We start from the raw sequence: 12,529 nt of genomic DNA, 5'->3' as shown, positions 1-12,529 counted from the left end.
CGGGGGGTGGGGGGCAGAGGGTTGGGGGCGGGTGCGGGTGTGTGGTCGCTTTTCGCGCAGTTCCCCGCGCCCCTGAGATGGTCGTCCCTGCCCGGTCGGGTGCGGGTTGTGGTCGGTTTTTGCGCAGTTCCCCGCGCCCCTGACAGCAAAAGCCCTGGGGGGCACCCCCCATGTGTGGGTGCCCCCCAGATGACATTCCCCGGGTCTAGCTCGGGTTGGTTTCGATGGTGGCGATTCTGTTGTCCGGGCTCTTCAGGGCGGGGCGTAGGGCGCTGATGACGTCCTGGACCGTTACCGGGGTTTTCTCGCCGGTGCCGCGGGTGATCAGGACGTCGGCGAAGGTGCTGCCGTACAGCTCCTGGAGGGCGGCCTCGTCGTAGGAGTCGACCAGTTTGCCGTCGACGGCCTTGACCTGGAGGAACTTCCAGAGGCTGTTCTCGGGGCTGAAGTCGATGGAGTGACCGGCGTCGGTGCGTACGGTGACCAGGTCGGACATCGCCGGTTCGGCGAACTCCTTCATCATGCGGTCCACCTCGGCGTCGGACACCGTCGGCTCGACCGAGGTCGTCGGCAGTTGGAGCGGGGTCTCGGAGCCGGTCTCGACCTGGGTGCGGTACGCCTCCTCGACGGCGCCCGCGGCCCGGCCGGCGTCGATGCCCTGGCCCTTCTTGCCGTAGACCGGGACGGCCTTGCCCGACTCGAAGGTGATCGTGCCGTCCCCGGCGCCGGTCGCGCCGCCCGCCGCGTCCGTCAGGGCGGCGCGCAGCTTCTCCTCGTCGACCGGCATGACCGGCTCGATGATCCGCTTCTCGCCGAAGAGGGAGCCGATGACGGAGACCGGGTGGTAGTCGCTCTTCGCGGCGGCGGCGACCGTGGCGTCCGCGTCGAACTGGAGGCCCGCCTGGTCCGGCGGGAGGGAGACGGTCTCGCCGTCGACGGAGAGCTTCAGCGGGGTCGCGGTGCGCTCGCCGAGCGCCGCGTCCAGCTTCTTGACGGCGTCGTCGCGAGTGCCGCCGCCGATGTCGACGCCGAGCACGGTGGTGCCCTTGGGGACGTCGGAGTGGTTCATGAGGAGCCCGGCGCCATAGGCGACACCGCCGATGAAGACCAGTCCGCCGACCAGGAGGACCAGCTTGCTGCGGCCCTTCTTCTTGCGGGGGGTGGGGGTGGGGGTGCTCTGCCGCGGCGCCGGGGCCGGGGCGGGTTCGGTGCGCTGGGGCGGGGTCTGGGGGCCGCCGGGGGCGGTGCGGTCGGCGGACGGGACGACGGGGATGCCGCCGGAGAGGGTGTCGCCGGAGACCTTCCCCGCCGGGGGCGGGTAGATGCCGCCGGGGGGCTCGGGGACCTGCACCTGGGGGGTGAGGATCGCCGTGTCGTCGCTGAGGCCGCCGCCGGGGGCCATGGAGACGCCGCCGGGGGCCAGGGGCGGGACGAGGGGGCCGTCGCCGGTGACGGGGCCGCCGGTGGGGCCCGCGGGGCCCTGGGGGCCGCCGTAGCCGTACGGGCCGCCCTGGCCGTTCTGGCCGCCGGGTCCGCCGGGGGCTCCAGCGCCGGGGGCGTGGACCGCGGGGTGGGCGCCCTCGGCGTAGCCGTTCCCGGGGGCGGCGTACGGCAGGTCGTCGCGGTGGGCGGTGCCGCCGTTGCCGTTCTGGGCGCGCTGGCCCGCCGCGAGGGCCTCGGTGACGTCGAAGGAGCCGGTGCCGCCGCCGTGGCCGGGGGCGACCGGGCCGCCGGTCGCGCCGGGCAGGGCGGTGCCGTTGCCGGTGCCCGCGCCGGGGCGGGTGCCGGGTGCCGGGCGGGCGGCCGGTGCCGTACCCGCGACCGGGGTACCGGCCGCCGGGGTGGCGCCCGCACCGGGGCTCTGGGGACCGCCGTTGGCCGCGGCGGGACCGGTGCGAGGGCCGGGGCCCGGCTGGCCGGGCTTGCGCGGCGCGAACCAGTCGCTGGTCTTCTCCCCCGCCGGTCCGCCCGGTCCGCCCGGTCCGGTCGGGGCGCCCGGGGGCGCGGCGGTGTCCGCGCGGCCCTGGGCCGGGGACGGGGGCCGGGGCGGCTCGGTGGCCGTCCGGTCGCCGTCGCCCTCGCCGTCGGCGACGGGTGTGCGCACCACGACCGGCGGGATCGGCCGGGATCCGGGGATGTTGATCCGGACCCGGGTCGTCAGTGTGGTCTCGGTCTTGCGTTCCTCCGGCTGCGCGGCCGAACGGCCCGCGTCCGCACCGCCGTCGGTGGCCGCCGGCGTACCGTACGGCGGCGTCCCCGAGGGGTATGCGGCTCCGCCGTGGCCGGTGGGCCCGGAGGACGGACTGTCAGTTTCACGACTCAAGGCAGGTTCTCCCGGTTGGCTCCGCCGCCCGTTGCGACCTCACTCTGCTTGGGGGTCCCCCCGGGCCCGAACCGAGTCGAGCGGATGGGGAGGATCGGCGGCGCGCACCACCATACTGGCCACTTGACACACGGATCCCCGGACCACTGGGGAAACCCGTACGGGACGCGCACGCGCCGGGGGCGCAGAAGTGGTACGTCACTTGCCAAGTCGGGCGGAGCGGTCGTGCGGTTGCCGCCCGGGGCCAAGGGTGGCGCAGATCACAGCCACGGCCATGCCGCCGAGCAGGAAGAGGTAGGAGCCCGCGCCCGCGGCGAACACGAAGTCCCCTTCCGGGCGGCTGGTGGTGAGCAGGATGACGGTGAGCATCCAGCCCGCCGCGACCGCCACACCCCCGCCGCGGGTTCCGGTGGCGCGGGCCCCGCCGAGGATCGCCCCGGCCGACCCGGCGAGCGCCAGCAGCAGCCCGCCGGGGAACCAGGCGCCCTCCATCAGCGCCCCCGCGATCCCGGTGAGCAACCCGAGGGCGAACAGCCCCAGATACGCGGCGATCCGCCCGGCGGAGGGGCGGGGCAGCGGCTGGGCCAGCAGGGAGCCGCGGTTCTCGCTCACCGGGTGCCCCCGTTCCCCGCGGAGTCCGCAGCGGAGTTCCCGGGCGAGTCGGAGATCCCGGCGGAGTCGGAGATCCCGGCGAACAGATCCCGTTCCACGCCGGGCGCGCGCTCCCCGCGCACCAACTCGTAGGACTCGGCGGTCAGCAGCGGCTGGACGAGGTCGTTGGAGAGCACGAAGTACGGGGGCAGGACGGTGATCTGGGTGGCGTGCGCGGCCATCGCGGCGGCCTTCGCGGTGGCGAATCCGGTGCCGTCGACGGTGGTGGTGATCCGGTCGTCGTCGATCACACCGGGGAGGTCGTCGACGCGGCCGGCCTTCTCGTAGGGCAGGTCGGGCAGATCGGTGGCGAGGCGGGCGAAGGCGGCCTCGGCGGTGGAGCGCGGAATGCGGTTCCAGAAGATCCGGTCGACGCCGATGCCCTCGGCGGTGGCGAGTTCGGCGGCGCGCATCGCGACCCGGTGGGCCTGGATGTGGTCGGGGTGGCCGTAGCCGCCGTCGGGGTCGTAGGTGATCAGGACCTGGGGGCGGACCTCGCGGATCACGGCGAGCAGGGCGGTGGCCGCCCGGTCGACATCGGCCTGCCAGAAGCAGTCCGGGTCGGTGTTGTCGGGCAGGCCCATCATCCCGGAGTCGGTGTAGCGGCCGGCGCCGCCGAGCTGACGGACATCGGTGACACCGAGGGCGCGCATGGCGGCGGCCAGCTCACCGAGCCGGTGCGCGCCGAGGGCGGCACCGGTCAGATGGGCCAGCTCCGGCGGGATGACCTCGCCGCGCTCGCCGAGCGTGCAGGTGACCAGCGTCACCCGCGCGCCCTGTGCGGCGTACGCGGCCATGGTCGCGCCGTTGTTGATCGACTCGTCGTCCGGGTGCGCGTGCACCAGCAGCAGACGACGGGCGGGGTGGTCCGTCATGGCCCCCAGAGTACGGGGGCCAGGACGGACGTCAGAAGTTGATGCTGCCGATCATCCCCGCGATATTGCTCGTCAGCTCGCTGATCGTGGGCGCGATCGTCGAGGACGACAAATAGAACCCCAGCAACATACAGACCACCGCGTGTCCCGCTTTGAGCCCGGACTTCTTGATCAGCAGGAAGACGATGATCGCCAGCAGCACCACCGCCGAGATCGAGAGTGCCATGGCGGTTCACCTCCAAGCAGAGCGGGCGGACTTGCCCATCCGTACAGACCGGTCAATCCATAAGACGCGTAAATCCATGCAGGAGCCAGCAGGTTCATACCCACACAGCGCTAGTGATCATAACTATCCGTGCGCGCGCATCTGTCGGCGCACGGCCGCACAAGGGGGCGCATGGCCAATATCGTCGTGGCATGACGACCGAGCCCGAGTCCTTCCCCCGCCGGCACGCCCGCACCCAGCGATTCACGCTCGGCGCGCCGCGTTCGTTCTCCATCGCTCCGGACGGCTCGCGTGTCGCGTTTCTGCGCGCGCGTTCCGGCCAGCATCGCGCGGGTGCCCTCTGGGTGCTCGATCTGCCGGACGGCGGGGAGCGGGTGGCGGCCGATCCCGGGGTGCTGCTGGGCGGCGCCGGGGAGCGGCTGTCGCCCGAGGAGCGGGCCCGCCGGGAGCGCAGCCGGGAGGGCGGCGCGGGGATCGTCGGCTATGCCACGGACGGGGCGGTGGAGCTGGCCGCGTTCGCCCTGTCGGGGCGGCTGTTCACGGCCGAGTTGCGCGCCGGGACCGCCCGTGAGCTGCCGGTTCCCGGTCCGGTGATCGATCCCCGGCCCTCGCCCGACGGGCGGCACATCGCCTATGTGGCGGCCGGTGCGCTGCGGGTGGTGGGGGCGGAGGGGGCGGACGACCGGGCGCTGGCGGAGCCCGACACGCCGGAAGTGACCTATGGGCTGGCGGAGTTCATCGCGGCCGAGGAGATGGACCGTACGCGGGGGTTCTGGTGGGCGCCGGAGTCGGACCGGCTGCTGGTGGCGCGGGTGGACGACACGCCGGTGCGGCGCTGGTGGATCGCCGATCCCTCGCAGCCGGAACGTGATCCACAACACGTCCCGTATCCGGCGGCGGGGACGCCGAACGCGCTGGTCCGGCTGTTCGTGACGGACCTCGGCGGGGCCCGCACCGAGGTGGCCTGGGACCGGGTGCGGTATCCGTATCTGGCGCGTGTGCACTGGTCAGACGCGGGGGCGCCGCTGATTCTGGTCCAGGCGCGCGATCAGCGCAGCCAGCTGTATCTGGCGGTGGATCCGGACACCGGTGCGACCCGGATGGTGCATGCCGACGAGGACCCGATTTGGCTTGATCTTTTCGGCGGGGTGCCCTGCTGGTCGCCGTCCGGGCAACTGGTGCGGATCGCCGACGAGGGCGGCGCGCGGGTGCTCGCGGTGGGTGAACGGCCTTTGACCGGACCGCAGTTGCAGGTGCGGGCGGTGCTCGATGTCGGGGCCTCGGACGTGCTGGTCACGGCGTCGGCGGGCGAGGAGGCGGGGGCGCCGGAGATCGGCGAGACGCATGTCTACCGGGTGAACGAACTGGGCGTGGCGCGGGTCTCCGAGGAGCCCGGGGTGCATGCGGCGGTCCGGCGTGGCGCGGTGACGGTGCTGCTGTCGGCGACGCCGGGGCGCCCGGGGACGGTGGCACGGGTGCTGCGCGACGGCACTCCCGTGGCGGTGGTCAGGTCGTACGCGGAAACTCCCGGTTTCTCCCCCAACGTGGCCTTGGTCGAGGGGGGCGCACGACGGATCCCGTGCGCCGTGCTTATGCCGCAGGACTACCCCGGTGACACTCCCCTGCCGGTGCTGCTCGATCCCTACGGAGGCCCGCACGGGGCGCGGGTGAGCGCCGCGCACCACGCCCTTCTGACCTCGCAGTGGTTCGCCGACCAGGGATTCGCCGTGGTCGTGGCCGATGGGCGGGGTACCCCGGGCCGCTCCCCGGCCTGGGAGAAGGCGATCCACGGGGACTTCACCCGCACCCTGGACGATCAGATCGAGGCGCTCCAGGATTTGGCGAAGACTCATCCGCTCGATCTCGGCCGAGTGGCCATTCGTGGCTGGTCCTACGGCGGATATCTGGCAGCACTGGCCGTGCTGCGCCGCCCGGACGTCTTCCACGCGGCCGTCGCCGGCGCCCCGGTGACGGACTGGCGGCTCTACGACACCCACTACACCGAGCGCTATCTCGGCGACCCGGCCGCCGCCCCGGCGGCGTACGCGCACAGCTCGCTGGTCACGGACGAGGGGCTGTCGGCCGCCGTTGCCGGACCGCGCCGCCCGCTGATGATCGTCCACGGGCTCGCCGACGACAACGTCGTGGTCGCCCACTCGCTGCGGCTGTCCTCGGCGCTGCTGGCGGCCGGGCACCCGCACGAGGTGCTGCCGCTGTCGGGGGTGACCCATATGACCCCGCAGGAGCAGGTCGCCGAGAATCTGCTGCTGCTCCAGGTGGACTTCCTCCGCCGGGCCCTCGATCTGCCCTGACAGCAAGGCTTCTGCACGAGAGCACCGCAACCATCGATTGAGGAACCACGACGATGCGCCGGCCACGTCCGCGAGAGCGGCGCCGGTTCAGGCGCAAAAAACAGACCGGGGTGACATGGCTCACCCCGGTCTGTTCACGGCACCCGCACGGCCGTACGTTCCTCAGCTTCGCCCGGCCGTATATCGGAGGGGGGTCCGGGGAGTTGCTTGTTTGTTACTGCGATTTCCGGGGCCCCGGTCCGGCCCCGCTCAGCCGGTGGCGTCCTCGGGCGGGACGACCTGTTTCTCCTCCGCGAAATGGCACGCCGAGTCATGGGCGGTGGGTCCGCCGAGCGCGCGGAAGTGCGGCGGGACGGCGAGCAGCGGATCCTCGTCGGTACAGCGCTGCCGGGCCTTCCAGCAGCGGGTGCGGAAGCGGCAGCCGGAGGGGACGGCGGTCGGCGAGGGCACATCGCCCGAGAGGATGATCCGCTCGCGGTGCTCCCGGGCCCCCGGGTCGGGCACGGGGACAGCGGACAGCAGCGCCTGGGTGTACGGGTGGGTGGGGTGGTCGTAGATCTCGGTGTCCTGGCCGGTCTCCACGATCCGGCCCAGGTACATCACCGCGACCCGGTCGCAGATGTGCCGGACGATCGACAGATCGTGGGCGATGAAGAGATAGGAGAGGTCGAACTCGGCCTGGAGCCGTTCCATCAGATTGATGACCTGCGCCTGGACGGAGACGTCCAGGGCGGAGACGGGTTCGTCGGCGACGATGATCTCGGGGCGCAGGGCGAGGCCCCGGGCGATGCCGATGCGCTGGCGCTGGCCGCCGGAGAACTGGTGGGGGTAGCGGTTGAGGTACTCGGGGTTGAGGCCGACGACGTCCAGGAGTTCCCGGACCCGGCGGCGGCGGTCGCCCTTGGGGGCCACCTCGGGGTGGATGTCGTAGGGCTCGCCGATGATGTCGCCGACGGTCATCCGGGGGTTGAGGGAGGTGTAGGGGTCCTGGAAGACCATCTGGATGTTGCGGCGGACGGCTTTGAGCGCGCGGCCGGACAGCCGGGTGATGTCCTCGCCCCGGTAGCGGATGGTGCCGGCCGTCGGGCGTTCCAGGTTGACCAGCATCCGGGCGACCGTGGACTTGCCGCAGCCGGACTCGCCGACGATGCCGAGGGTCTCGCCGCGGGCCAGGACGAAGTCGACGCCGTCGACCGCCTTGACCGCGCCGACCTGCTTCTTGAAGAGGATGCCGGTGGTCAGCGGGTAGTGCTTGACCAGGCCGCTGACCTCCAGGACGGGTTCGGGGGCGGGCGCGGGCGCCGGTACGGGCAGCGGTTCAGCGGCCTGGGCCATCGAGGCACTCCCTCCAGAAGTGGCAGGCGCTCGTCCGGTGGGCGGAGACCTCGTACAGCGGGGGCGGGTCGGTGCGGCAGAGGTCCTGGGCGAGCGGGCAGCGGGGGTGGAAGGCGCAGCCGGACGGGATCGCCAGGAGGTTCGGCGGCAGGCCCTTGATGGCGTACAGCTCCTGGCCCTTCTGGTCCAGGCGGGGGATGGAGTCCAGCAGGCCGCGGGTGTAGGGGTGGGCCGGGGCTTTGTAGATGTCGTGGACGGGGGCGTGTTCGACGATCCGCCCGGCGTACATCACCGCGATCCGGTCGGCGACATCGGCGACCACTCCGAGGTCGTGGGTGATGAGGACGAGGCCCATCCGCAGTTCCCGCTGGAGATCGGCGAGGAGTTCCATGACCTGGGCCTGGACGGTGACATCGAGGGCGGTGGTGGGCTCGTCGGCGATGATCAGGGCGGGTTCCAGGGCGAGCGCCATGGCGATCATGATCCGCTGGCGCATCCCGCCGGAGAACTGGTGGGGGTACTGCCGCACCCGCTCCCGGGCGGCGGGGATCCGTACCCGGTCCATCAGCTCGACGGCCCTGGCCCGCGCGTCCTTCTTCGACATGCCCCGGTGGACGACGAACATCTCGCCGAGCTGGTCGCCGACGGTGAGCACCGGGTTGAGGGAGGACAGCGCGTCCTGGAAGATCATCGCCATCTCGGCGCCGCGCACCTTGCGCCGCTCCTCCTCCTTGAGTTTGAGCAGGTCGCGGCCCTGGAAGAGGATCTCGCCGCCGGTGATCCGGCCGGGCGGCATATCGAGGATGCCCATCACGGCCTGTGCGGTGACCGACTTGCCGGAGCCGGACTCGCCGAGCACGGCCAGGGTCTCGCCCGCGTCGACGGCGTAGCTGACACCGTTGACGGCCTTGGCGATGCCGTCCCGGGTCCTGAACTCCACGTGCAGATCGCGTACTTCGAGCAGCACGGCGGCTCACCTCAGCTTCGGGTCGAGGGCGTCGCGCACCGCGTCGCCGAGCATGATGAACGCCAGGACGGTCAGGGCGAGGGCGCCGGAGGGCCAGAGCAGGGCGTGCGGGGCGTTGCGGATGTAGGGCGAGGCCGCGGAGATGTCGATGCCCCAGGAGACGGTGGGCGGCTTCAGTCCGACGCCGAGGTAGGACAGGGTGGCCTCCAGGGCGATGTAGGTGCCGAGCGCGATGGTGGCGACGACGATCACCGGGGCGACGGCGTTGGGCGCGATGTGCCGCAGCAGCAGCCGGGAGTGGGAGGCGCCGAGGGCGCGGGCGGCCTGGACGTAGTCGTTCTGCTTGGCGGTGATGACCGCGCCGCGGGCGATCCGGGAGATCTGCGGCCAGCCCAGCAGCACCATGAAGCCGATCACGGGCCAGATGGTGTTGCTGGTGACGACGGAGAGCAGGACCAGCCCGCCGAGGACGACCGGGATGGCGAAGAAGATGTCGGTGATCCGGGACAGCACCGCGTCCGATCCCCCGCCGAAGAACCCGGCGAGCCCGCCGAGCACCGCGCCGAGCAGCGCGACCCCGAGGGTGGCGAGGACACCGACGGCGACGGAGGTGCGGGCCCCGTAGACGGTCCGGGTGTAGACATCGCAGCCCTGGCCGTCGAAGCCGAAGGGGTGGCCGGGCTGGGAGCCCTCCTGGGCCTTGGCGAGGTTGCACTGGAGGGGGTTGCCGGAGGCGATCAGGCCGGGCCACAGGGAGATGACGACCAGGAAGAGGATCACCAGACCGGAGACGAGGAAGACGGGGTTGCGGCGCAGGTCGTGCCAGGCGTCGGACCACAGACTGCGGGCCCGCTCCTGGGGTCCGGGTCCGCCGCCGGGCAGCGCTTGCAGGGTCTCGCCCTCGCTGGTCGCCAGGTCCATGGCACCGCCCATGCCGGTCGCCGCGATGGCCCCGTTCACGGGGGTGCGGCCACCACCCGGGGGGCGGGGCGGCTGGGGCTCAGGCATAGCGGATCCTCGGGTCGAGTACGGCGTACAGCAGGTCGACCAGAAGGTTGGCGACCAGGAAGACCAGCACGAGAACGGTCACGAAGCCGACGACGGTCTGGGTGTTCTGGCGCAGGATGCCCTGGTAGAGCTGGTAGCCGACGCCATGGATGTTGAAGATCCGCTCGGTGACGATGGCGCCGCCCATCAGGGCGCCGATGTCGGTGCCGATGAAGGTGACGACCGGGATGAGGGAGTTGCGCAGCAGATGCCGGGTGACGACCCGGTGGCGGGGCAGGCCCTTGGCGACGGCGGTGCGGACGTAGTCGGAGCGGCGGTTCTCGGCGATGGAGGTGCGGGTGAGCCGGGTGACATAGGCGAGGGAGACGGAGGCGAGGACCAGGCCGGGCACGATCAGCTCGTCGAAGGGGGCCTCGGGGGAGACCGAGGGGCGGATCCAGCCCCATTCGACGCCGAGCAGCAGTTGCAGCAGCAGACCGGTGACGAAGGTGGGCACGGAGATCACCACCAGGGTGAGCAGCAGCACGGAGGTGTCGACGGGGCGTCCGCGCTTGAGGCCGGTGATCACCCCGAGGGTGATGCCGATGACGATCTCGAAGAGGATCGCGACGAGGGTGAGCCGGATGGTGACGGGGAAGGCGGAGGCCATCAGCTCGGTGACCGGCTGCCCGTTGAAGGCGGTGCCGAAGTCACCGGTGAAGACATTGCCCATATAGGTCAGGTATTGCTGCCAGACCGGCTTGTCGAGGCCGAACTCCTTGCGGAGCTGGGCGGCCGTCGCCGGGTCGCACTGCCGGTCGCCGCAGAGCCCGGCGATGGGGTCGCCCATCACATTGACCATCAGGAAGATCAGCAGCGTCGCCCCGATGAAGACCGGGATCATCTGGAGCAGACGCCGGACGACATACCGTCCCATGCCGGGTCAGCTCACCTTGATCTGGTCGTACACCGGGACGCTGAACGGATTGAGCTTCACGTCGGAGAGCCGCTCGGAGTAGCCGGCGCTGCCGTTCTGGTACCAGAGCGGGATGGCCGCCATATTGTCCCGGACCACGCCCTCGGCCTGCTGGAACAGCCCGATCGCCTTGGCGGTGTCCGACTCGGCGTTGGCCTGGTCGACCAGGCCGTCGAACTGCCGGTTGGACCACTTGCCGTCGTTGGAGGAGGCGTTGGTGTAGTAGAGCGGCTGGAGGAAGTTCTGGATGAGCGGGTAGTCCATCTGCCAGCCCGCGCGGAAGGGGCCGCTCATCTTGCGCCCGGTGATCTGGTTGCGGAAGTCGGCGAAGGTGCCGACCGGGTTGGCGAGACAGGCGCGGTCGTTGCCGAGGGCGTTGTTGATGGAGTTGCAGACGGCGTCCACCCACTGCTTGTGGGAGCCGGTGTCGGCGTTGTACGTGATGGTCACCCGTCCGCCGGGCAGGCCGCCGCCCTGCTCGATCAGCTTCTTGGCCTCGGCGGCGTCGTACTGGCACCACTCGCCGCACAGCCCCGACTGGTAGCCGCCGTCGGCGCCGAGGACGGGTGAGGTCCAGTCGGTGGCGGGGGTGCGGGTCTGCTGGAAGATCGTCTTGGTGATCTGGTCGCGGTCGATGGCCCGGGACAGGCCCTTGCGGACCAGATCGGACTTCGGTGTGTTCCAGGCGCTGTCGTAGTACGGGAAGGCGAGGGTCTGGATGATGCCGGCCGGGGTGTTGAGATAGCGGTCGCCGAGGTCGCTCTTGACGTTTTTCAGCTGGGCGGCGGGGACATCGTCGACGAGGTCGAGGTTGCCGGCCATCAGATCGGTGTAGGCGGTGTTGTTGTCGGTGTAGACCTTGAGGTCGACGCCGCCGTTCACGGCCTTGTCGTCGCCGGGGTAGCCGTCCCAGGCGCGCAGCGACATCTGGGAGCCCTTGGTGTACGAGTCGACGGCGTAGGGGCCGTTGCCGACCGGTTTGCTCAGCCAGGCGGCGTGATCGTCGAAGAACGCCTGGGGCAGCGGGGCGTACGCGGCGTAGCCGAGGGTGTCGGGGAAGGTGGAGAACTTCTGGCCGAGCTTCACGGTGAAGGTGCGGTCGCCGGTGACCTTGAGCCCGGAGAGGGTGTCGGCGCTCTGGGCGCCGCTCTCGGGGTGGACCCGGTCGTAGCCCTCGATGTAGCCGAAGAAGTAGGCGTTGCGCTGGTTGTTCTTCAGGCTGGCCCCGTAGTTCCAGGCGTCGACGAAGGACTTGGCGGTGACCGCCTCGCCGTTGCTGAAGGTCCAGCCGTCCTTGACGGTGATGGTGAAGTTCTGCGAGTCGGTGGTGTCGATGCTCTGGGCGAGCATGTCCTTGGCCTCGCCGGTGTCCGGGTCGTAGCGCTTCAGCCCGCGGAAGATCATGTCGAGCACCTTGCCGCCCTGCACCTCATTGGTGTTGGCCGGCTCCAGCGGGTTCGCCGGGTCGCCCCAGGAGGCACTGAGCACCGCGTTGCCGTCCCCGCCGCTGTCCCCGCCGCCCCCGCAGGCCGACGCCACGAGAGCGGCCACGGCGGCACCTGCGACCCACTGGGCGTGCCTGGCTCCACGCATGAGGGGCCTCCTCGTCCGTACGCCGGATCCAGCGCCGGGAACGCTGGGCTGTTACCGGATCATATTCCGGCATATCCGACATAACGCACAGTTGTCCCGGGCCATCCGTGTGGCGGGCGGGGGGCGGGGGAACGGGTCGGGGGGCTGGGGTGGGAACGTTGGTGGGTGCGTGTCCGGCGTGCGGGGCGGGAGCGTCGGTGGGCCACGCGTCCGTCGGGCGGGGCGGGTACGCCGGTGGGGCCGGCTGGTCGTGCGGGGCGGGAACGTCGGTGGGCCGCGCCCCC

At 71.5% G+C, this 12,529-nt stretch carries 10 protein-coding genes; 1 reads left to right on the top strand and 9 read right to left on the bottom strand.

Features of this window, described 5'->3' with window-relative positions; translation table 11 throughout:
* Positions 1-205: 205 nt before the first annotated feature.
* From ABZX40_RS06595 to ABZX40_RS06580, 4 genes are all read right to left on the bottom strand, one after another.
* The gene (locus tag ABZX40_RS06595) at positions 206-2,323 is read right to left on the bottom strand and encodes a hypothetical protein (RefSeq protein ID WP_355748195.1); all 2,118 of its coding nucleotides are present in this window, start codon (positions 2,321-2,323) and stop codon (positions 206-208) included.
* A 198-nt stretch (positions 2,324-2,521) separates the two neighbouring features.
* Positions 2,522-2,935 carry a DUF6113 family protein gene (locus tag ABZX40_RS06590; RefSeq protein ID WP_355748192.1) on the bottom strand — a complete coding sequence of 138 codons (414 nt, stop codon included), beginning with the start codon at positions 2,933-2,935 and terminating at the stop codon, positions 2,522-2,524.
* Positions 2,932-3,849 carry an N-acetyl-1-D-myo-inositol-2-amino-2-deoxy-alpha-D-glucopyranoside deacetylase gene (mshB, locus tag ABZX40_RS06585; RefSeq protein WP_355748190.1) on the bottom strand — a complete coding sequence of 306 codons (918 nt, stop codon included), beginning with the start codon at positions 3,847-3,849 and terminating at the stop codon, positions 2,932-2,934. The genes ABZX40_RS06590 and mshB overlap by 4 nt, the downstream gene beginning before the upstream one ends.
* A 31-nt stretch (positions 3,850-3,880) precedes the next feature.
* Positions 3,881-4,075 carry a hypothetical protein gene (locus tag ABZX40_RS06580; protein WP_355748187.1) on the bottom strand — a complete coding sequence of 65 codons (195 nt, stop codon included), beginning with the start codon at positions 4,073-4,075 and terminating at the stop codon, positions 3,881-3,883.
* Positions 4,076-4,266: 191 nt separating this feature from the next.
* Here ABZX40_RS06580 and ABZX40_RS06575 point away from each other — a divergent pair, with 191 nt between their 5' ends.
* Positions 4,267-6,387, top strand: a complete 2,121-nt coding sequence (locus ABZX40_RS06575) for a prolyl oligopeptidase family serine peptidase (RefSeq protein WP_355748184.1) — start codon at positions 4,267-4,269, stop codon at positions 6,385-6,387.
* A 249-nt stretch (positions 6,388-6,636) separates the two neighbouring features.
* Here ABZX40_RS06575 and ABZX40_RS06570 read toward each other — a convergent pair whose 3' ends face one another.
* The 5 genes from ABZX40_RS06570 to ABZX40_RS06550 are packed head-to-tail and all read right to left on the bottom strand — an operon-like array spanning position 6,637 to position 12,245.
* Positions 6,637-7,722, bottom strand: coding sequence for a dipeptide ABC transporter ATP-binding protein (locus ABZX40_RS06570; protein WP_355748181.1), 1,086 nt, complete (start codon positions 7,720-7,722; stop codon positions 6,637-6,639).
* Positions 7,706-8,689 (bottom strand): ABC transporter ATP-binding protein, encoded by a 984-nt coding sequence (locus ABZX40_RS06565; RefSeq protein ID WP_355748178.1) that lies wholly within the window; start codon positions 8,687-8,689, stop codon positions 7,706-7,708. The genes ABZX40_RS06570 and ABZX40_RS06565 overlap by 17 nt, the downstream gene beginning before the upstream one ends.
* 6 nt (positions 8,690-8,695) lie before the next feature.
* Positions 8,696-9,697 carry an ABC transporter permease gene (locus tag ABZX40_RS06560; RefSeq protein WP_355748175.1) on the bottom strand — a complete coding sequence of 334 codons (1,002 nt, stop codon included), beginning with the start codon at positions 9,695-9,697 and terminating at the stop codon, positions 8,696-8,698.
* Positions 9,690-10,613 carry an ABC transporter permease gene (locus ABZX40_RS06555; RefSeq protein WP_355748172.1) on the bottom strand — a complete coding sequence of 308 codons (924 nt, stop codon included), beginning with the start codon at positions 10,611-10,613 and terminating at the stop codon, positions 9,690-9,692. The genes ABZX40_RS06560 and ABZX40_RS06555 overlap by 8 nt, the downstream gene beginning before the upstream one ends.
* A 6-nt stretch (positions 10,614-10,619) precedes the next feature.
* Positions 10,620-12,245, bottom strand: a complete 1,626-nt coding sequence (locus tag ABZX40_RS06550) for an ABC transporter substrate-binding protein (protein ID WP_355748169.1) — start codon at positions 12,243-12,245, stop codon at positions 10,620-10,622.
* Positions 12,246-12,529: the final 284 nt, after the last annotated feature.

This window comes from Streptomyces sp. NPDC004610 (genome assembly GCF_040609715.1).
In the GTDB taxonomy this organism is placed as follows: Bacteria; Actinomycetota; Actinomycetes; order Streptomycetales; family Streptomycetaceae; genus Streptomyces.
Note: the sequence above shows the minus strand (reverse complement) of the source record. Positions and strands in the feature narration are given on the sequence as shown.